This is a genomic window from Maribacter arcticus (assembly GCF_900167935.1).
Taxonomy (GTDB): Bacteria; Bacteroidota; Bacteroidia; order Flavobacteriales; family Flavobacteriaceae; genus Maribacter; species Maribacter arcticus.
The window spans coordinates 206,764-226,666 of sequence record NZ_FUYL01000010.1; the positions used below are offsets into that span (position 1 = coordinate 206,764).

Genomic DNA, 19,903 nt, shown 5'->3' on the forward strand with positions numbered 1-19,903 from the left:
AACGATTTCTACTACTTAAATAAATCAGATTTTACTAGATGTACGCGATTTTAGATATTGAAACCACAGGCGGAAAATTTAATGAAGAAGGTATCACCGAAATTGCTATTCATAAGTTTGATGGTCAAAAGGTAGTTGACAAATTTATCAGTTTAGTAAATCCTGAAAAGGAAATTCAACCCTTTGTTGTTAAACTTACCGGTATTAACAGTAAAATGTTACAAACCGCACCTAAATTTTACGAGGTAGCCAAACGAATTATTGAAATTACTGAAGACACCGTTTTAGTTGCTCACAATGCCCAATTCGATTACCGGATATTACGGACAGAATTTAGACGTTTGGGCTATAATTTTGAACGAAAGACCCTATGCACCGTTGACCTTTCAAAACTATTATTACCTGATGCTGATTCATATAGCCTCGGCAAGTTAGTTAGGTCATTAGGCATACCTGTAAGTGATCGCCATAGAGCAAATGGAGACGCATTAGCAACAATAAAGTTATTCAAGCTTTTGCTGGCAAAAGATTCTGAAAAAATAATCATAAAGGATACTATTAGAAAAGAAACCCAAGGCGAACTTTCTGAAAAACAATTAGATATTGTTAGAGAACTACCTAATAAAACAGGTATCTTTTATATGCATAATAAAGATGGTGATATCATTTACCTTAGTAAAAGCACAGATATCAAGAAAAAGGTAAACCAACTCTTTACTAAAAGCGGCGACAAATCTAGAAAACTAGCCAAGGATACTAAAAAAGTAACTTATGAGCTAACAGGCAATGAACTTGTAGCAATTCTTAAAGAACACGAAGAGCTATTAAAACTTAAGCCTAAATATAGCAGTATTCCTAGAAAGAGAATGTTTAGTCATACGTTGTGTAAAACTGAAAATGAAAACGGATACTTTGTTTTAGAAATTAAAGCTTATCGTGAATGTAAAGAACCTTTAGCCCTGTTCAATGGAGTATTCAGTGCTAAAAATTACTTATATAAAATCACTAAAGAGTTAGAGCTATGTGAAAAAGTTAATGGTATAAGTGAAGCTCGAAACAATTGTTCTGGATATGAAAATGGTACTTGTAAAGGTGCCTGTATTAGCAAGGAAGATCAAAAGGATTATAACGAACGTGTAGTTGCCGCAATATTAAAGAATAGTATTCGTAAAGATGCAAATATCATATTGCTTGATAAAGGGCGTGAGATTGGCGAACAAAGTGCAATTTTAATTAAAAATGGCTCGCTTGTAGGTTTTGGTTTTTACGACCTTAACTATCAAATAAATAATATTCATATCTTGGAAACTTTAATCACCCCTATGAATGGTACGCGAGACGCTAATTTTCTAATAGAATCTTATCTCAGAAAAAAAAGAGTACATAAAATTGTAGAATTAAACGTTTAATTTGAAAGAGGAAGACAAATTATCACCTTGGAAAAATAAACTTCATGAAATTATTTATGAAGCAGATACCCCCATGGGTAAATTGTTCGATTTAATTTTATTTTTCATTATCATTTTCAGTGTAATTCTCATAATGCTTGAAAGTGTAAAAAGTATCGATGCTGAGTATCATTACGTTTTATTGACTCTAGAGTGGATTGTTACCATTTTCTTTACCATCGAATATATTGCCCGAATTGTTTGTATCAAAAAGCCTAAAAATTATATTTTTAGTTTTTATGGAATAATCGACTTTCTCTCTACAATACCCTTATACTTATCCTATATTTTTGTTGGATCCCAAGTATTTTTGGCAGTTCGTGCATTGAGATTACTAAGGGTATTTCGGATTTTAAAATTGGTTCAGTTTTTAGGCGAAGCCTCACATTTAAAAAGTGCATTGAAAGCAAGTCGTGCTAAAATAATCGTATTCCTTTTTTCTGTGTTAATTGCATCGGTAATATTGGGCACCTTAATGTATTGGGTAGAAGGTGATGAAGCAGGGTTTACTAGTATTCCTACTAGTATCTATTGGACCATAGTTACCCTTACAACAGTTGGTTATGGTGATATTGCCCCAATTACACCTCAAGGGCAATTTATTGCAACAGTTATTATGTTATTGGGGTATGGTATTATAGCAGTGCCAACGGGAATAGTAACTGCTGAATTTGGCAGACAAAACAAAGACAAATCTAATGATGGAGAGCCAGGAAGGTATGTTCACGTCAACACCCAAAGTTGCCCTACGTGTAGTAAAGAAGGTCATAGAGATGATGCAACCCATTGTTATAACTGCGGAGCACTTTTGAATGAATAAAATTCTTATTTCTGTTGTAGGTCCTACCGCTATTGGCAAAACTAAACTGGCTATTTTGTTGGCTCAGTATTACGATACTGAAATAATTTCTGCGGATTCTAGGCAGTTTTTTAAAGAAATGAATATTGGTACAGCGGTTCCAACAAATGAAGAGTTAAACCAAGCTAAGCATCATTTTATTCAACATAAAAATATAAGCGAACCCTATTCGGTTGGAGATTTTGAGCGTGATGCTATTGAAAAATTATCTTACCTATTTAAAACAAATGAAGTTGTAATTATGGTAGGTGGTAGCGGACTTTATGTCAACGCCGTTACCGACGGATTAAATTACTTTCCAACAATTAAGGCTGATGTTAGAGAAGCATTGAATTTTGAACTCAAGGAGCATGGTATTAAATATTTACAGCAAAAATTAGAAAGGTTAGACCCTGTATATTTTAATAAGGTAGATATTCATAATCCGCAACGTGTAATTAGAGCTCTTGAAGTAACTATTGGTAGTGGAAAGCCTTATTCTTCATTTATAGACAAACCAAAAGCAGAAAGAGGCTTTAGAGTAATAACTGTAGGCATTAAAGCAGATAGAGCAATAATCTATGACCGTATTAACCATAGAGTTGATTTAATGTTAACGGCAGGCCTTCTTGAAGAAGCCAAAGAGGTATTACCATATAGAAATTATAATGCATTGCAAACAGTTGGCTACAAAGAACTTTTCAATTTCTTTGATGACCAGTGGACATTAGAATTCGCTATTTCAGAAATTAAGAAATATACCAGAAGATTTGCTAAAAGACAACTTACATGGTTTCTTAAAAATGAAAATACCATATGGTTTGATTATGATTATGAACAGAACCATATATTAAACGAAATAAATACTGAAGTTTTAAAACTAAAGAATGGTTGAATCACAAATTTTATTTGTCATGGGAGTTTCTGGTAGTGGAAAATCAACTATTGGTCAACTATTGGCTGACAAGTTGAATATTCCTTTCTTTGATGGAGATAGTTTTCATCCAGAGGCAAATGTCAAGAAAATGAGTGAAGGAAAACCTTTGAATGATGATGATCGTCAAGGTTGGTTAGAGCGTCTTAATGAGGTTGCTCTAAATAACATCTCAACTGGCGCAGTAATTGTTTGTTCAGCGCTTAAAGAAAAGTATAGGACTATTTTGGGACATAATTTAGAAGGTCAATATAAAATCATTTATTTAAACGGAAGCTTTGAACTAATCAACAAGCGTTTGAATGAACGTAAGAATCACTATATGCCAAAAGGTCTCTTACAATCTCAATTTGACACCTTAGAAGTGCCTACCGAGGCACTTACCATTTCAATTGACCAAACACCCAGCGAAATTGTAACCGAAATAACTAAAAAGCTTTAAAACCGAAAAGCATCCCAAATGGGATGCTTTTTTTAATATAAATTTTATTGAATTTTATTCACCTTCAGTCTTGATAACCAAACGGAAACCTTCTCCGTGAATATTTAATATTTCAACCGTATCATCAACTTTTAAATACTTACGTAATTTGGCGATATAAACATCCATACTACGTGAAGTAAAGTAATTATCATCTCTCCAAATCTTGGTCAATGCTAATTCACGTGGCATTAAGTCGTTCTCATGCAATGCTAATAAACGAAGCAATTCATTCTCTTTCGGAGATAATTTAATGGATTCAGTATCCTTATATTTTAAGAATCTTAGTTTAGAATTTAAGTGGAAGCCACCGATTGTAAACTCAAATTTCTTACTATCAGCTAGACCATTAGAAGCCTTTCTTTGAAGAATAGCTTTCAATTTCATCAACAATACTTCAGAATCAAAAGGCTTATTCAGATAATCATCTGCACCAGCTTTATATCCTTTTAGAACATCTTCCTTCATCGTCTTTGCCGTTAGAAAAACAATAGGAACGTTCTCGTTCTTTTCACGAATCTCTTTTGCCAAGGTAAAACCGTCTTTATAAGGCATCATTACATCCAAAATACAGATATCAAAATTATCTTTTTTGAACTTTTCAAAACCTTCCATTCCATTTTTAGCCAATGTGACATCGAAGTCATTCATTGACAAATAATCTTTCAATACGATACCAAAATTCGGATCGTCCTCAACTAAAAGTATCTTCTTATTTATTGTTTCCATAATATTTATATTAACGGCAGTTTTATGTAAAATGTACTTCCTTTTCCTTTTTCACTTTCGGCGTATACTTCACCTTGGTGATCTTCGACTATTTTTTTAACGTAGGACAATCCTAAACCATGCCCCTTAACGTTGTGTATATCTCCTGTGTGTTCTCTATAGAATTTTTCAAAAACTTTCTTGACAACAGCTTTGCTCATACCGGTACCTTGGTCTTGAACCTTAATTATGATATTATTCTTTGCTTTTTCTGTAAACACATCTATTTTCGGTGCTTCTTCAGAATATTTAATGGCATTATCGAGAATGTTTACTAATACATTGGTAAAATGCATTTCGTTGGCCAATATTTCTGATCGTTCAGCATCTAAATGTGTATGTATATAACCTCCTCTATCATCTACAATTAGCTCTACATGGGTAATAGCGTCTTCTATTATTTCGTGTACATTAACCCTATCCTTACTGATATCAAGTTGATTTCTCTCTAACTTAGATATCCGTAATACATTTTCTACTTGGGCATGCATTCTTTTATTCTCATCACGTATCATCTGCAAGTACCGCAACACCTTTTCTTGATCCCCAATAATTTTTGGGTTTTTAATAGCTTCAACCGCTAAGTTTATAGTCGCTATTGGTGTTTTAAATTCATGAGTCATGTTGTTAATGAAATCTGTTTTTATTTCAGATATCTGTTTCTGACGAATCAATTGATAAATTGCACCAGAATATGCCACCACAATAATTATAGTAAATAGTAAAGAAAGCATTGCTAAACCCAGTATTGACTGAACCAAGAAACGTTTTTTCTTAGGAAACGATATTAACAAATCGAAATTCGAAACTCCCTCAAAATCTACAAACATGGGAGATTTATAAATATTAGTTTCAGCATATTTGAATTTAGACGATTTTACCTTTGTTGGTAAACCATTGCTATAAATACCATACTCAAAAGCGATGTCAACACCTCTATTCTCCAATTCACGCTGCAATAACAATTCAATTTCCTGCTTAGAAACCCTCATGTGAATAGCTGTTCGTTTAGCGTGCACCATAAACATCTCTTCCATGGCGGCCTTTTCCATTTTATTAAGTCCTCCGATTTTTTCAATACGTTGAATCGGGTTTAAACGAAAAGCATTTCCTTCTAAATCAAAATCCTCCTTAAAAATAGAGGTTGTTCGTTTGCTGGTAAAATTTTTAATAATGGTTGTATCTGCACCATCAGTACTATCAAAGAACGTGGACGAAATACCATAATCTTCTTCCAAAATACCGTGTTCATACAGTAAAATTTCGTTAGAGTTGACATCCCTATCAATAAAGAAAAAATTTGTTAGCTGTGCACCTTTAAGTTCACCTATACTATCTTTAGCATTTAAATATCTATCGAAGTAGTTCTTAGTTTCTCTTTCAGAAATTTTATTGGTGACACTGTTCAACGCTTCAGAAACACTACTAGAGAATTGCTCTTCACTGCTTTCAATAGACTTTTTAATCCAGAAGCTTTGAACGAAAATCAGACCAATAAGTGAAAGGCTCATTAAAACTACTAAGAGCACAAATAACTTTTTGTTCATTAGTGGATAAAATTAAAGATTTAACAGTTAGACAATAGTACGTTTAACCTAACCTTAACAAAAATGTTAAAATTGCCAAACTACTAACATTCAGCAAGGATGCGCTCATGTATGTTCAAAACTTTTAACGCTGTACTTTTTAGGTCAATATTTTCTATGACAAAATCGGCTAATTCTAACTTATTTTCATCATCAAGTTGATTATTCATTCTGGCGACAATCTGCTCTTTTGTAGATTCATCTCGCGATAAAACTCTCGCTATTCTTAATTCTTTCGGTGCGGTTATAAGAATTACAGCATCATATAATTTTTGGGCATTATTTTCAAATAACAAAGCTGTTTCTTGAATCACGTATGGGCTATTTTGCTTTTTTGCCCATTTAATAAAGTCTTTTCGCACTATAGGATGTACTATATGATTAAGCTGCTCTAATAAATCAGTATCATTGAAAACCTTTTTTGCGATAAAGGTCCTATTCAATTTATCATCTAGATATGTTTTTTTACCTAAAAGTTCAACTAGCTGTTTCCTTATTTTTTTAGAAGTATTCATTAAGTGCTTAGCTCGCTCATCTGAATTATACACGGGCACACCAAGCTCACGAAACATTGCTGCTATGGTAGATTTACCACTTCCTATTCCGCCTGTTAACCCTACTACAATCATTCCCTTCTTAAAATAAATTCAATCTCATTAGTGTCTATCATTGCATTGTTCAAGGTCTTAGGGTATTGTGTTAGTCTAACCGATAAACGATTCCCTGTTTCTGAAGAGACATATGAATAATCTGCTACAACCTCAAAATCTTTAGCCTCTAATTCTTTTAAACGCTCTAATGTTCCTTGGCAACGTACTTCTACAATTTCAGGAAAGGTTCTCACCTTTACATCTGGCGGTAAATTTATCACCGTTACTGGTACTTCAATAACTAGCTCAGAAAATTTAACCACATTACCAATAATACGAACAAAATTATTCGAGAATGTAGTTCCATTCAATTGCTTAGGCAACTTCAAAGCAACCTCGTTTGAAAATGAATTATTTAAATCATCAATTTTAAGTAGCTCAGTTTCTATAACATTAATGGTGTCTATCTGACTTTTAGGACCTGATATTTGAATAGAATCAGGCTGTGAAAGTATTTGTCCCTCTAAAATATGATTTGCGGCGAATGTCAATTCTACATTTGCTCTAACAGGAACTTTCTTGGTTTTCAACGAGGTGAAATCGAAATAAATAACATCACTATCGAAATCGGTTAACGTACTGTAATTATTAAGTTGAGCTTCTAACTGTATTCTAATCTGATCTGATGTTAAGTAATAACTATCGTCTTTATGCATTACTTTACTCACATCTAATTGAATCTCTTTTGGCTTCAAGTGATATCCTAAAAATTGAAATCCAGCTGCTTTTAGTCGCACTTGAAGTTCTTTCTTAGGTGTATTTGCCAACAAAAATTCTGATGGAATATTTGTATACGTTATAGTAAAGGTGGTATTGCTCGTGTAGGTTTGTGAAAGTTTATTAATAAACCAAGCAAGTGATGCGCACAATAGAAATAGAAGAAAGACTTTCACCTTTCTTTTTTTCAATCCTGTTCGTATCCATTCTATTAGCCGTACCATCAATTAACTCTAAAAAATAATTTAGGAAAAATTTCCTCTGGTTTTTTATTACTTAAATTAATATACAGGGTTGATTTTAAAAATCCGTATCCATATCCGAAAAATTGTATCACTGTTGCCATTAAGGACAAGAAGGCAACATTCAAATTTCCAGTTACACGTAGCGCATCTATGAATAAAACTAAAAAATAAATTGCATAGAAATACAATAAAATTTTAAAACCGACTAAGGCCAATAAGATAGAAATTAATAGACCTATACAGAATACTGTAGGAAACCAATAGGTTATTTTTTTAGTAGCTGGATGCCATAAATTTAAAATAGGCCTTACCATACCAAACTTATTTACCTGTATATAAAACTTGTTCCAATCTATACGTCTTTTATGAAACACAAAGGCTGCTGAAATCAATTTGGTTCTATATCCTTTGTTCCAGATGCGTATGGTGAGGTCTGGGTCTTCCCCTGGATGAATATTTCCATAACCGCCCACATTTTCAAAAGCTTCTTTTGAAATACCCATATTAAAGCTTCTGGGCTGAAATTTATCTACCGCTTTTTTACCTCCACGAATTCCACCAGTGGTCAAAAATGAGGTCATGGCATAATTAATCGCTTTTTGAACCACTGTAAAAGATTCGTGTGCCGCATCTGGACCACCATAGCAGTGTACAAAATCTTCTTTTAAACTCTCCTCTACTACTTTTAAGTACGCAGGTGGAAGAATACAATCAGAGTCCAGTACAATAAAATAATTACCCTTAGCTCTACCCATACCGTAATTACGGGAATCTCCTGGGCCTGAATTTGGTTTTTTAAAATAAGATATGGAAACCGAATCTAGATACTCACCTATAACTTCTTCTGACGAGATAGTAGAGCCATCTTCGACAATGACCACCTCAAAAGTTTTCTCATAGGTTTGTAACCGCAGACTGTTCAACAGCTCCTTAATTTCGTTGGGTCTATTGTATACGGGAATGATAAAAGAAAACGATAAGTCCATTATTACTTTCCTCTAATAAATAGGTTCCAAAAAGATTAGATGATTGAAAACCTGATTAAAATTTCTCTATAACTTCTTGACTAACACCTGTATTAGAGAAACCACCATCATGAAACAAATTCTGCATGGTTACCTTTTTAGTGTAGTCTGAGAACAATGTCACCGTATATTCAGCACAATCTTGGGCCGTTGCATTTCCTAGTGGAGACATTTTTTCCGCATAACTAATAAAGCCACCAAAACCTTTAACACCTTGCCCAGCAGTAGTTGCGGTAGGTGATTGTGAAATCGTATTCACTCTAACTTTCTTTTCTTTTCCGAAGAAATAACCAAAACTACGTGCAATAGATTCTAAATATGCTTTGTTATCTGCCATATCATTATAGTCTGGGAACGTTCGTTGTGCAGCCATATAGGTCAATGCAACAATACTACCCCACTCATTCATGGCATCGGCCTTATATAATGATTGCATTACCTTGTGAAAAGAAAGGGCTGAAACATCCCATCCTTTTAAAGTGAAATCATATTTTTCATCGGTGTAAGCGCGCCCTTTACGAACATTTACAGACATACCGATAGAATGCAATACAAAATCAATCTTACCTCCTAAAATCTCAACTGCCTTAGCTACTAAATTATCTAAATCTTCAACACTTGTAGCATCTGCTGGAATAATCTGAGAACCTGTTTTTTTAGCCAACTCATCAATCTGACCCATTCTCATTGCAATTGGGGCGTTTGTCAAAACAAAAGTACCACCTTCATCGTGTACAGTTTGTGCTGTTTTCCATGCAATAGAATTCTCATCTAGTGCTCCAAAAATAATTCCCCTTTTTCCTTTTAATAAGTTATATCCCATGATAGTTGATTGTATAGTTAAAGTTATAATTCAAAGATATCTAAAATATGTTAAAACCGAATTGAAGTGTGCAGTAAATACCCTTATCCAATACATAAAGTCTAGGGCCCTCTAAACCATTACAAAACAAAAAATTGCAACAGTCAAGATAAATGAAACTAAATCAAACTTTTAATGATGGGCTCAATAATTGCCTTGCATGAGCCAATGCCGAGTCTGACAGGTCTTTACCACCTAACATATGCGCCAATTCGACAACCCTTTCATCAGTGTTCAATTTTTTCATGTTGGTCATTGTGCGTTCAGCTCCTTCAGTTTTAAACACTTTAAAATGATTATTTCCTTTTGAAGCGACTTGTGGTAAGTGTGTTATTGAAAACACTTGTAAATCAGCACTCATATCTTTCATGATATCTGCCATTCTGTTTGAAATTTCTCCAGATACCCCTGTATCGATTTCATCAAACATTATTGTGGGTAGTTTTTCATATTTAGCAAGAATCGCCTTTATAACCAACATTATTCTAGATAATTCTCCTCCAGATGCAACTTTTTTCAACTCACCATAACTACCGCCTCTATTCGCTGTAAAAAGAAAAGAAAGCTCGTCCATTCCTGTTGCCGTGAAGGTATCGGTTGCACTTAAAGAAATTTCAAAAGATGCGCTTGGCATTCCCAATAGCGCCAAATCTGCTTCTAACTTCGATTTTAATTTTGGTATAACAGCATTTCGTTTTTCACGCAATACAACAGACTGTTCCTCTAATGCAGATTCCATATCCTGTAACTCGAGGGTCTTCAATGAAATTTTTTCATCTAAATGAGCCGTCTCAAATACTTTATCAGCGAGGTCATTTTTTATGGTAATCAACTCTGAAATCTCACTTACATTATGCTTTTTCAACAAGTTATAAAGAAGCTGTAATTTTCCATTTACTTCTTCAAGCCTTTTGGGATCTGCCTCAACACCCTCTTGTAACCGTTGTAATTCTGAGCTTACATCGTCTAATTCTATACATACTGATTGCACACGTTGACACAACTCTTTATAGTTAGTTCCAAAATCAACTAATTTCGAAAGGGATTGCCTCATTTCGGTTACCAAAGACAATACACCAATTTGCTCATCATTAAACAATTGATCTCCTTTAGACAATTGCTCCATGATTAACTCCACATTGTTTAATTGCTCGTAATCTTCCTCTAGCTCTTCGACAACACCAATTTTCAAAGGTGCTTTCTCTAGCTCAGTCAACAAAAATGAATTATAATCTTGTTCTTTATTGGCCGTGCTCTGTACATCAATTAAACCCTGAAGCTCTTTTTGTGCCTTACGGTACGTCTTTAATCCTTTGGCGTATGTTAATAGTCTTTTCTGATTGTCGGCCAATGCATCGACCAATTTCAATTGAAAGTCATTTTCGGTAAGCTGCATGGTCTGATGCTGAGAGTGAATATCAATTAAATTTTCACCAAGTTTAGTAAGCACATCTAAAGTTACCGGAGTATCATTTATAAAAGCTCGTGACTTACCACTAGGCAAAATCTCTCTTCTAATGACTGTACTAACGTCATAATCTAAATCATTCTCTTCAAAAAAATTCTGAAGTCCGTAAGTATCAATTTTGAAAATACCTTCAATAATACATTTCTCATCTTTAACTCGTAAAGAAGATAAATCTGCCCGTTTACCAAGCACAAGAGATAAACCACCAAGTAGTATTGATTTACCTGCACCTGTCTCACCTGTAATTACGGTAAAACCTTTATCGAAGTCTACTTCAAGACTATCAATTAATGCATAATTAGTAATGGAAAGGGTTGAAAGCACGTTTCAGAATTTTAGATTAACAAAGGTAATCTATATTCCGTTTTGAAAAAAGGTTCAATATTTAATATCGTTCCAAGTAGTAGCGTAAAGAGGGGCGATTTTATTTAAGGTTTCCTTCAACTTAACAATATCTACCTTTGGTCCGTCAGAAAAAATATTTTGAATCTCTTCAGATTTAGCATCAAAGAAAGTAGAAATCAAAAACGCATTAGGTCTTCTATTAATCATCGTTTGAAAAAGATTCATGGTACCCGCTATTACCTGTTTTCCGGTACTATTATTATCAGACATTATATCTAACCCTTTTCTATGGTAATTATACATTGCAATACGATATTCTCTATACGTGTTTGATAACAGATTATCTACCAACTCAAACCTACTTCTATTAGAGTCTGCAGATTGGCTCCATCCAGCAAAATTACTTCCTTGCGCCATAGTCACAATATTCTGTGCCTTTCTATAAAAATCAGTACCACCTTCTAAAGAAAAGGTATCTGCATCAAGACCTAGCATAATATACGCATAGTAAGACAGTACACTTACCAAATTAGATTCGAACTGATTATCGTTGAATATTAACGGCTGAAATTCTATGTATTGAAAACTAAACTGATTGTCTTTATAATTAAAAACAGGTGTAGAATATGATGTATTGTATACAGGTCTTGAAGATTGTATTTGAATATTGCCTTTAAATCGGTTCGATTCATATTCCGTAATCGTAATGAACATTTGAGCATTTATACGTTCATTTTCTTTATAAACCCGGTTCGTCCATTTTGACTTGTTCACAAAATCATTCAACGAACGCTCTAATGTCTTAAATACCTGAAGATCGCCTTGCGATAACTGGTCAGAATTAACCGTAACGGTACAGGTTAATTCTTGTGCCTTAGCGGTTAAACTTACTAGACACAACAGTAGTAGAAAAAAAATCTTACGCATAACGTCTTTTAATAATTTCATTAAAGATGTCCACGGCAACGTCTGCCTTGGTCTTTAGTTCAAACGTAGTTATGGTAGAATTGGTATCTATAAAAGTAATTTTATTGGTAGCACCACCAAAACCTGCACCTTTATCTCTCATTGAATTCAATACTATTGCATCTAAATTCTTACGCTTAAGCTTACCCAATGCATTCTCTACCTCATTTTCGGTCTCTAGGGCAAAACCAACCAAGTATTGATTTTTCTTGTGTTCACCGAACGTTTTTAGAATATCTTTATTCTTGACCAATTCTATAGTAAAGTTTTCGTCAGACTTTTTAATTTTCTGCTCAGCTACAGACTTAGGCCTATAGTCGGCTACTGCTGCAGCACAAATTACGATGTCTGAATTGTCATAATACATCTGTGCGCTGTGATACATATCTTCGGCAGAAACAACTTTTACCACATGAATATTATCATGCGCTATCGATAAATGTGTAGGGCCTGTTACCAAATAAACTTCGGCACCTAAATTAGCAGCTGTTCTAGCAAGCTCAAACCCCATTAACCCTGAGGAGTGATTTCCTATAAAACGTACAGGATCAATAGCTTCATAGGTTGGCCCTGCCGTAATCAATACTTTTTTTCCTGTCAAAGGCAATCCTTGGGAAAGATGATTTTTAATAAAATCAACAATAGCCTCTGGCTCGGCCATTCTACCCTCACCATGTAGGCCGCTCGCGAGCTCACCACTGGTTGCAGGTATAACCACATTACCAAATGACATGAGCGCATCCATTGAGCTTTTTGTACTCGGGTGCTTATACATATCTAAATCCATTGCAGGAGCAACAAATACCGGACACTTCGCAGATAAGTACGTGGCCAATAATAGATTATCACATGTACCCAATGCCATTTTAGACATCGTATTAGCTGTAGCTGGGGCAATAATCATAAGATCTGCCCACAGACCTAATTCTACATGATTATTCCATTCTACAGTATTCCCTTCAGATTTTACAAAATCTGTAACTACAGCGTTCTTAGACAAAGTAGCCAAGGTAAGTGGCGAAACAAAAGAGCTGGCGCTATCGGTAAGTATAACCTTAACGTTAGCGCCAGCTTTTATAAATAAACGAACTAAGAATGTTGTTTTATAAGCAGCAATTCCTCCGGTAATTCCTAAAAGAATGTTTTTGCCGTTCAACATATTTCTTAAGCGTCTTTTTCTGTATTTCTATGGTAGATTTTATCCATCAACCACTCCTCTACCGCCATAGCATGAGGCTTAGGTAATTTTTCGTAAAATTTAGAAACTTCAATCTGCTCTTTATTTTCAAAAACTTCCTCTAAACTATCGCTATAGGTAGCAAACTCTTCTAATTTCTCTAAAAGTTCTTTTTTAATTTCAGAATTAATCTGAACAGCACGTTTTGCAGTAATTGAAATAGCCTCGTAAATATTTCCAGTTGGCTTATCGAACTCGTTACGGTTAATAGTAACAGTAGATACCGCTGCTTTTGAGTTTTTTAAATCGTTCATATTCATAATTAAATTATTTATTTTGATTCAACGGTCTGTGGTTCCAAACGTTGTAATTCTTTATTTATTTTCTCGATAATAGTATTAGCCTCTTTATCGAATTTTGATTCTGGAAATTGCTTCTTAAGTGTGTTGTAGGCAGCTTTTGCTGATTTTAAACGCTCTTCTTTTAAGCTCTCAAAACTGTTCATAGCCATATGAGTCAAAGCCTCTAATTTAATGAACATTGCGTCTTCCCTATATTTTGAACCAGGATTATCCGAAACAAAGTTATCACTTGCGGCAACAGCAGATTTAAGCATATCGTAGTTAAACTCACCTAACTTATTGTATTGCTTCACTATTCGAAAAGCTTTCTCTTCTTTCTTAGCAGTAAGCTCTTGCGCCATCGCATTTGCTTCTACAAAATATTCAGATTCAGAATACGTATTTATGAAGTTTTGCAACTTCAATAGCGCTTTATCTGTTTCAGTCTGATCTAAAGAATATTCAGGTGATAACTCATAATAACTTTTTGCCCCTAAGAATGATGCTTCAACAACCTTATCACTTTTAGGATACGATTTTATGAAACGTTCAAATTGATAGCCGGCCATATTAAAATCGCCACGGTTAAAATAACTATTGGATAAAAAGAACATTACACGTTCACCTTGTGGCTTACCAACATATTTCGGTGCTATCTGCTCATACAAACGGTTAGCCCTTTTGAAATCTCCTTCTTCATAGTATTTTTCAGCCAAATCATATTTAGCTTTTACATCATCGTTCTTAAGCACCTTTTGGTACTCGCTACAAGATTGTAAAGCAATGGCAATCAATAGAATCGGGAATATTCGCCTCATTTTAAAAAACATTTTGCAAAATTAGTGATTATCAATGGATTTAAAAAACATTTTAAACCAATAAAAATACAGGCTTTATGCGGCACAAAACTACCTTTTGGGGAAGTTTTAACGAAATTTATGCAGGTATACGAATCACCGATTCCATAAATGAAACAATTCTATGTTTCAATGAATCGGTCGCAGACATAAGTGGAAGTCGAACAAAAGGCTTGGCTATACCTAAATATTCAAATATAACTTTAATACCTGCTGGGTTGCCTTCCTCGAAAATAAGCTTCATACCTTCTTGCAACTTATAATGATACTTGTAGGCCTCATCGGTATTTCCATTTAATCCTTCATGAACCATTTTAGAAAATTCTACGGGCAATCCTTGGCCTATTACCGAAATTACGCCGTCACCACCAGCAACTATGGTTGGTAATGCAGTAATGTCATCACCAGAGAGAATTAAAAAACCCTCTGGCCTTTTAGAAATAAGCTCTAAAACCTGTTGCATATCACCACATGCTTCTTTAACTGCAACAATATTCTCGAAACTCTTTGCCAAACGTACTACTGTTTCAGGTAGCATATTACTACCTGTTCGGCCTGGTACATTATATACTATGATAGGTAATGGCGATACTAGCGAAAGTGCTTTAAAGTGCTGAAAAATCCCTTCTTGTGTAGGTCTATTATAATAAGGAGATACTGATAAAATTGCGGTATAGGCAGATAAATCTAACGTCTGTAATTCCTCTACAAGACCCAACGTATTATTACCCCCTACGCCTATTACCAATGGCAAAACATCTGCATTCGCTTCCTCAACCGTACGCATTACCAATAGTTTTTCAGCTTTTGTAAGCGTTACAGATTCTGCAGTTGTACCTAGCACTACCAAATAATCGATGCCACCTTCTATATTATGGGATACCACCTTTTTAAGGGCAAGAACATCTACCGAACCGTCTTCTTTAAAAGGCGTAATTAACGCAACTCCTGCACCCTGTAATTCTTTCATAATTAAATCTCTTTAAAAATGCCTAAGTACTTCTTCAATTCTTTTTTAAACAACTGAAAGTCCTTTAACGGCGTATCTAATATTAAATCGTTATAAGCAGGATCAACTTCTTTAAAACCTACTTTTATACGGGCTTTGGTCTTTGCTGACATTAAATTTAACAAAAGACTATCCTCGTCGTAATAGTTTACTAATAGGTCGTATTCTCTGCCTAAAAATTCAAGAGCATAACTATTTTCTATTTCACCGTTCCACCCTAAATCCTTATCTGAAAATACAGGTGTTGCATAGGGCGAATTCTTATCATAAAAACGCTTATATCCTATAATCTTTACTGCATTTGGTTGCAACGAAAATTCGTCTTGAAACTGATAAAACAGATCTGACTTTTCGAATTTATCCAAATCAACAATACAACCTAATGAACGTATGCCCTTACTCTCACGCGTTACAGGAACTGGCGTTGCCACCAATTTATTCAATGACTTACGGCCAGATTTTCGTTTAAACTTGTCCTTAATTCCTTTTAAAAACATGTATTTTTACATTTACACAAATGTAAATAATATCCCTGCAACTCTATGGCGAAGTTAAAACACTTTGGTATTTTAAAAATAAAACATTTTGTTATATTTATAACATTATTAGTTTTAGGATCCTGTAAGAAGGAAACAAAACACCTTACCGAATTGACTGGTAGGCAAATAGCCATCGATAGCAGTAATATTCTTGTCGATAGTATTCAAGATTTTATTACTCCTTATCATAATCGGGTAGAACAGGTTCTTGATAGTACCATAGCGTACGCTCCATTTACGATCTCAAAAACAGATGGTAAATTCAATACAACGGCGGGCAACCTTATGGCCGATATTGTCATGAGTGAAACGAATACTATATTTCAAAAACGAACAGGAAATTCGATTGACTTTGTATTACTTAACCACGGTGGTATACGTTCTATCATATCTAAAGGAAATGTTACCGCAAGAACCGCCTACGAGGTTATGCCTTTTGAAAATTCAGTCGTGGTGGTAGAGTTAAAAGCGGAGTCTCTTTTAAAAATGGTTGAATATCTTATAAAGGCAAAGCGAGCACACCCTGTAGCCGGTATTCAATTAATCTTAAATAAAGACAATACCGTAAACACTTTTACTATCGGCGGCAAGCCGATAAATATGAATAGAACCTATTTTGTAGCTACTTCAGATTATTTGGTGACCGGTGGCGATAATATGGACTTTTTTAAAGAGGCGGTTTCTAAAACAGAGACCGATTATAAAATACGAAATGCAATGATAGATTTCTTTTCTAAAGTAGATACGCTATCACCTAAAGTAGACCTAAGATATTATCAACTAAAGTAATATGGAAAGAAGAAAATTTATACGAAATACCGCAGCTTCTTCAAGTTTATTAACTCTTGGCGGATTAAGTCTTAATTCGTGTAGCACGCAGACAAAGAAGCATATTACCATTTTACACACCAATGATGTACACAGTCATATAGATGCTTTCCCAAATGATCATGCCGATTTCCCTGGTTTAGGAGGTTTGGCTAGAAGAGCTGGTTTGGTTGATAGTATTCGAAAAGAAAACCCCCATACCCTACTCTTCGATGCCGGTGATATTTTTCAGGGTACTCCGTATTTCAATTTTTATGGTGGTGAACTCGAATTTAAATTGATGAGTATGCTCAATTATGATGCGACCACTATTGGTAATCATGATTTTGACAATGGCGTTGACGGACTCTTAGCCCAAATGCCTTACGCTAAATTTAATTTCTTAAGTGCTAACTATGATTTTACTAATACAGATTTAAATGGTTTTACACAACCCTATAAGATATATGAACGAAATAGTTTGAAAATTGGCGTTTATGGTTTAGGTATTCAATTAGACGGATTGGTCACAAAAAAGCTCTATAAAGAAACCCTATACCTTGACCCTTTCGAAATGGCGACAGATATGGAAACCAAGTTAAAAGAGGTAGAAAAATGCGACTTGGTTATTTGCCTTTCCCATTTAGGATACGAATATGATTTTCCTGAAAAACCAGACGATTTAAAACTAGCCAAGAAAACCAAATACACCGATTTAATTATTGGCGGTCACACACATACATTTTTAGAAAAACCAACAGTGGTTACTAATGCCACTGGCCGTGAAGTTTTGGTAAACCAAGTAGGTTGTTTTGGAGTAAATTTAGGTAGAATCGATTTTTACTTCGACAATACAGGCAATGCTGCTACTGGTTATACTATTAAAGTCTAAATTTTAGACCAAAATATGGAGCAACTAAAAAGAACCACAAGTACCGATAGTAATTTTAAATCTATGGTTACTTTGCTTGATGCAGATTTAGCAGAGCGTGATGGTGATGATAATGCGTTTTACGCTCAGTTTAATGGTATCGTACACCTCAAATATTGTGTGGTTTACTACATAGATAACCTACCTGTAGGCTGTGGCGCTTTCAAACCTTTTAATGAAACTACCATTGAAGTAAAACGGATGTTTATTCTACCAAGCCATCGTGGAAAAAGTATAGCCTCTAAAGTTTTAAATGAACTAGAGCTATGGGCCAAAGAATTGAACTATTACTCTAGTGTGCTAGAAACTGGACTTCGCCAACCCGAAGCTATTGCTCTTTATAAAAAGAATGGGTATACAATTATACCTAACTACCCGCCTTATGAGAAAATGGAAAATAGCGTGTGTTTTAACAAATTGCTTTGAATCTATACTCCATAATTTTATAATACATCTTGTATATCAAAACATTGTAAATATAAATAATGATATACAAAATACCTACTACTAATATCTGTTCTACATCCTTTATTATTAAAGGCTCCTAGGATTTTTGCCGTTTTTGTATCTTGGTGAAAAATTACACATATATATGTGTTATGCGCAATAAAATAATGACTACAGTGAAAAAATTGAAACTGATTTTTTTAATGATGCTTTTTGTGGTAGCATTTGCATCATGTAAACAAAATAAAACTAACAATGATACTTCAAAAGCAGAAGGTGACTACGTACGTTTATTCGCTCAGGATAGACCTAGCGGACAACCTTTCGTTTTTAATATGCCAATTGACAAAGGACTAGATAATTTAGAGTTAACGGATTCTGGGAATGAAGAATTAGACAGTAATGAATTAGTTCTTGGTATATCATTAGCGAATTCTCACATTGCTGTTCCAATTAAGTATTTATCAGGTTTTGAAGTGGCTAATCTTGTTATAGGTGATGATAACTTTCTATTAACTTACTGTCCTCTTGTAGGTTCTGCACGAGTTTTCAATGGTAAAATTAATGGAACTAAATCAGGTTTTGATTTTGGCAGAGGACTTAAAGACAATAATTTGTTGATAATCGACAGGGAAACAAAGTCAGTATGGAATCAACTATCAGGTAAAGCTATTGAAGGGAAGTTAAAGGGTAAGCATTTATCCCCAGTCGCATCAATTCAGAGCACATGGGGCTTTTGGAAGGCAAAGTATCCTACTACTAAAGTAGCTATTAATAAAGATACCTCTAATGCGGCTTTTCCGGAAGAGGTACTTCAAAAACGATATTACAATACTTGGATGCCAGGGAAGAAACGTCCAAATAACTCCGAACACCAAATTCAAAACTTGGGATTAGGCATAGACCTAGGTAGTTTAGCTATATTCTTTCCACTAGAAACGCTATTTGAAGGGAATTCACCTTTAATTTACAAGCAAAAGAATGAAGAAGTTTATGTACATTTTGATTCTTCAGGATTAACTGCTTGGGCAGAGGACAAAAAAGGAGGTATGATTCCTAGTACAATTGTTTATGATTGGGCTTGGAATAATTTTTATCCGAATACCATCGTATTTAAAAAGTAAAGCGCATAACAAAGAACTGAGGTAAAAAACAAGTAAATTCTTCCTTAATCTGAGACAATACTATTCCAGGCTCATAGATTCAATAACTTGATTCTTTGAGCTTTTTTTATTCGATCTATCTTCTATTTATCTAGGCAATATTGAAACGTAAGTTTCATCATATGGTCTTCCAGATTTTGCAATAGCAAAAGACTGTTTGAGTAGTTTGTTAGCTACAGCAATCAATGCAAGCTTCTTACTCTTTCCTTTATTCACTATTCGCTCATAAACTTCCTTGCAAGCCTTGTTGTGCTTACAAGCATTAAAGGAACATAGAAATAAAAGATTCCGAAGCTTTC

General features: G+C 34.4%; 21 protein-coding genes and 1 pseudogene. 8 read left to right on the forward strand and 14 right to left on the reverse strand.

Annotated features, from left to right (window positions below):
• The first annotated feature begins 38 nt into the window (after positions 1-38).
• From B5X55_RS15665 to B5X55_RS15680, 4 genes are read left to right on the forward strand one after another with little or no spacing between them, the layout of a single operon-like run.
• Positions 39-1,409, forward strand: a complete 1,371-nt coding sequence (locus B5X55_RS15665; RefSeq protein WP_079513576.1) for a 3'-5' exonuclease family protein — start codon at positions 39-41, stop codon at positions 1,407-1,409.
• Position 1,410: 1 nt separating this feature from the next.
• The gene (locus B5X55_RS15670; protein ID WP_079513578.1) at positions 1,411-2,268 is read left to right on the forward strand and encodes an ion transporter; all 858 of its coding nucleotides are present in this window, start codon (positions 1,411-1,413) and stop codon (positions 2,266-2,268) included.
• A complete protein-coding gene (miaA, locus tag B5X55_RS15675; RefSeq protein ID WP_079513580.1) occupies positions 2,261-3,181 on the forward strand; it encodes a tRNA (adenosine(37)-N6)-dimethylallyltransferase MiaA in 921 nt (306 codons plus the stop codon). Before B5X55_RS15670 ends, miaA begins: the two co-directional genes overlap by 8 nt.
• Positions 3,174-3,662 carry a gluconokinase gene (locus B5X55_RS15680; protein ID WP_079513582.1) on the forward strand — a complete coding sequence of 163 codons (489 nt, stop codon included), beginning with the start codon at positions 3,174-3,176 and terminating at the stop codon, positions 3,660-3,662. Before miaA ends, B5X55_RS15680 begins: the two co-directional genes overlap by 8 nt.
• Positions 3,663-3,716: 54 nt before the next feature.
• Here B5X55_RS15680 and B5X55_RS15685 read toward each other — a convergent pair whose 3' ends face one another.
• From B5X55_RS15685 to B5X55_RS15745, 13 genes are all read right to left on the reverse strand, one after another.
• Entirely contained in the window at positions 3,717-4,430 is a 714-nt protein-coding gene (locus B5X55_RS15685; protein ID WP_079513584.1) for a response regulator transcription factor, read from the reverse strand.
• A 5-nt stretch (positions 4,431-4,435) separates the two neighbouring features.
• A complete protein-coding gene (locus B5X55_RS15690) occupies positions 4,436-6,016 on the reverse strand; it encodes a sensor histidine kinase (RefSeq protein WP_079513586.1) in 1,581 nt (526 codons plus the stop codon).
• An 83-nt stretch (positions 6,017-6,099) separates the two neighbouring features.
• Positions 6,100-6,684, reverse strand: coding sequence for a dephospho-CoA kinase (gene coaE / locus B5X55_RS15695; RefSeq protein WP_079513587.1), 585 nt, complete (start codon positions 6,682-6,684; stop codon positions 6,100-6,102).
• Positions 6,681-7,646, reverse strand: coding sequence for a CdaR family protein (locus tag B5X55_RS15700; protein ID WP_079513589.1), 966 nt, complete (start codon positions 7,644-7,646; stop codon positions 6,681-6,683). The genes coaE and B5X55_RS15700 overlap by 4 nt, the downstream gene beginning before the upstream one ends.
• Entirely contained in the window at positions 7,646-8,653 is a 1,008-nt protein-coding gene (locus B5X55_RS15705) for a glycosyltransferase family 2 protein (RefSeq protein WP_079513591.1), read from the reverse strand. Before B5X55_RS15705 ends, B5X55_RS15700 begins: the two co-directional genes overlap by 1 nt.
• A gap of 55 nt (positions 8,654-8,708) precedes the next feature.
• Positions 8,709-9,515 (reverse strand): enoyl-ACP reductase FabI, encoded by an 807-nt coding sequence (locus B5X55_RS15710; RefSeq protein ID WP_079513593.1) that lies wholly within the window; start codon positions 9,513-9,515, stop codon positions 8,709-8,711.
• A gap of 163 nt (positions 9,516-9,678) precedes the next feature.
• Entirely contained in the window at positions 9,679-11,346 is a 1,668-nt protein-coding gene (recN, locus tag B5X55_RS15715) for a DNA repair protein RecN (RefSeq protein WP_079513595.1), read from the reverse strand.
• Between the two features lie 54 nt (positions 11,347-11,400).
• A complete protein-coding gene (gene porD / locus B5X55_RS15720) occupies positions 11,401-12,294 on the reverse strand; it encodes a type IX secretion system protein PorD (RefSeq protein WP_079513645.1) in 894 nt (297 codons plus the stop codon).
• Entirely contained in the window at positions 12,287-13,492 is a 1,206-nt protein-coding gene (gene coaBC / locus B5X55_RS15725) for a bifunctional phosphopantothenoylcysteine decarboxylase/phosphopantothenate--cysteine ligase CoaBC (RefSeq protein ID WP_079513597.1), read from the reverse strand. The genes porD and coaBC overlap by 8 nt, the downstream gene beginning before the upstream one ends.
• Positions 13,493-13,497: 5 nt before the next feature.
• Positions 13,498-13,830 (reverse strand): DNA-directed RNA polymerase subunit omega, encoded by a 333-nt coding sequence (locus B5X55_RS15730; RefSeq protein WP_200811625.1) that lies wholly within the window; start codon positions 13,828-13,830, stop codon positions 13,498-13,500.
• Between the two features lie 11 nt (positions 13,831-13,841).
• Positions 13,842-14,669: an outer membrane protein assembly factor BamD gene (locus B5X55_RS15735; RefSeq protein ID WP_234999761.1), complete on the reverse strand. Its 828-nt coding sequence runs from the start codon at positions 14,667-14,669 to the stop codon at positions 13,842-13,844.
• Between the two features lie 118 nt (positions 14,670-14,787).
• Complete coding sequence (gene dapA, locus B5X55_RS15740) at positions 14,788-15,678, reverse strand: 4-hydroxy-tetrahydrodipicolinate synthase (RefSeq protein ID WP_079513601.1); 891 nt, start codon at positions 15,676-15,678, stop codon at positions 14,788-14,790.
• A 2-nt stretch (positions 15,679-15,680) separates the two neighbouring features.
• Entirely contained in the window at positions 15,681-16,214 is a 534-nt protein-coding gene (locus B5X55_RS15745; protein ID WP_079513603.1) for a DUF6913 domain-containing protein, read from the reverse strand.
• Between the two features lie 45 nt (positions 16,215-16,259).
• Here B5X55_RS15745 and B5X55_RS15750 point away from each other — a divergent pair, with 45 nt between their 5' ends.
• The 4 genes from B5X55_RS15750 (at position 16,260) to B5X55_RS15765 (ending at position 19,565) form a co-directional block, all read left to right on the forward strand.
• Positions 16,260-17,045, forward strand: a complete 786-nt coding sequence (locus B5X55_RS15750; RefSeq protein ID WP_079513605.1) for a 5'-nucleotidase C-terminal domain-containing protein — start codon at positions 16,260-16,262, stop codon at positions 17,043-17,045.
• Position 17,046: 1 nt separating this feature from the next.
• Entirely contained in the window at positions 17,047-17,955 is a 909-nt protein-coding gene (locus tag B5X55_RS15755) for a bifunctional metallophosphatase/5'-nucleotidase (protein ID WP_079513607.1), read from the forward strand.
• A 15-nt stretch (positions 17,956-17,970) separates the two neighbouring features.
• Positions 17,971-18,420: a GNAT family N-acetyltransferase gene (locus tag B5X55_RS15760; protein ID WP_079513609.1), complete on the forward strand. Its 450-nt coding sequence runs from the start codon at positions 17,971-17,973 to the stop codon at positions 18,418-18,420.
• A gap of 173 nt (positions 18,421-18,593) precedes the next feature.
• Positions 18,594-19,565 (forward strand): DUF3179 domain-containing (seleno)protein, encoded by a 972-nt coding sequence (locus B5X55_RS15765; protein WP_079513611.1) that lies wholly within the window; start codon positions 18,594-18,596, stop codon positions 19,563-19,565.
• 126 nt (positions 19,566-19,691) lie between these two features.
• On the opposite strand, the pseudogene B5X55_RS19060 reads toward B5X55_RS15765, so the two are convergent.
• Positions 19,692-19,903: pseudogene (locus tag B5X55_RS19060) on the reverse strand (IS110 family transposase); the annotation flags it as partial.

What these genes read in the sequence shown, in the direction of transcription:
- B5X55_RS15760 (WP_079513609.1), top strand. Translation starts at nt 17,971, where the DNA reads ATGGAGCAACTAAAAAGAACCACAAGTACCGATAGTAATTTTAAATCT.
- B5X55_RS15750 (WP_079513605.1), top strand. Translation starts at nt 16,260, where the DNA reads ATGGCGAAGTTAAAACACTTTGGTATTTTAAAAATAAAACATTTTGTT.
- B5X55_RS15680 (WP_079513582.1), top strand. Translation starts at nt 3,174, where the DNA reads ATGGTTGAATCACAAATTTTATTTGTCATGGGAGTTTCTGGTAGTGGA.
- coaE (WP_079513587.1), bottom strand. Translation starts at nt 6,684, where the DNA reads ATGATTGTAGTAGGGTTAACAGGCGGAATAGGAAGTGGTAAATCTACC.
- B5X55_RS15765 (WP_079513611.1), top strand. Translation starts at nt 18,594, where the DNA reads ATGCGCAATAAAATAATGACTACAGTGAAAAAATTGAAACTGATTTTT.
- B5X55_RS15755 (WP_079513607.1), top strand. Translation starts at nt 17,047, where the DNA reads ATGGAAAGAAGAAAATTTATACGAAATACCGCAGCTTCTTCAAGTTTA.
- B5X55_RS15745 (WP_079513603.1), bottom strand. Translation starts at nt 16,214, where the DNA reads ATGTTTTTAAAAGGAATTAAGGACAAGTTTAAACGAAAATCTGGCCGT.
- B5X55_RS15710 (WP_079513593.1), bottom strand. Translation starts at nt 9,515, where the DNA reads ATGGGATATAACTTATTAAAAGGAAAAAGGGGAATTATTTTTGGAGCA.
- B5X55_RS15685 (WP_079513584.1), bottom strand. Translation starts at nt 4,430, where the DNA reads ATGGAAACAATAAATAAGAAGATACTTTTAGTTGAGGACGATCCGAAT.
- B5X55_RS15735 (WP_234999761.1), bottom strand. Translation starts at nt 14,669, where the DNA reads ATGAGGCGAATATTCCCGATTCTATTGATTGCCATTGCTTTACAATCT.
- porD (WP_079513645.1), bottom strand. Translation starts at nt 12,294, where the DNA reads ATGCGTAAGATTTTTTTTCTACTACTGTTGTGTCTAGTAAGTTTAACC.
- B5X55_RS15690 (WP_079513586.1), bottom strand. Translation starts at nt 6,016, where the DNA reads ATGAACAAAAAGTTATTTGTGCTCTTAGTAGTTTTAATGAGCCTTTCA.
- coaBC (WP_079513597.1), bottom strand. Translation starts at nt 13,492, where the DNA reads ATGTTGAACGGCAAAAACATTCTTTTAGGAATTACCGGAGGAATTGCT.
- B5X55_RS15665 (WP_079513576.1), top strand. Translation starts at nt 39, where the DNA reads ATGTACGCGATTTTAGATATTGAAACCACAGGCGGAAAATTTAATGAA.
- dapA (WP_079513601.1), bottom strand. Translation starts at nt 15,678, where the DNA reads ATGAAAGAATTACAGGGTGCAGGAGTTGCGTTAATTACGCCTTTTAAA.
- B5X55_RS15705 (WP_079513591.1), bottom strand. Translation starts at nt 8,653, where the DNA reads ATGGACTTATCGTTTTCTTTTATCATTCCCGTATACAATAGACCCAAC.
- miaA (WP_079513580.1), top strand. Translation starts at nt 2,261, where the DNA reads ATGAATAAAATTCTTATTTCTGTTGTAGGTCCTACCGCTATTGGCAAA.
- B5X55_RS15700 (WP_079513589.1), bottom strand. Translation starts at nt 7,646, where the DNA reads ATGGTACGGCTAATAGAATGGATACGAACAGGATTGAAAAAAAGAAAG.
- B5X55_RS15730 (WP_200811625.1), bottom strand. Translation starts at nt 13,830, where the DNA reads ATGAATATGAACGATTTAAAAAACTCAAAAGCAGCGGTATCTACTGTT.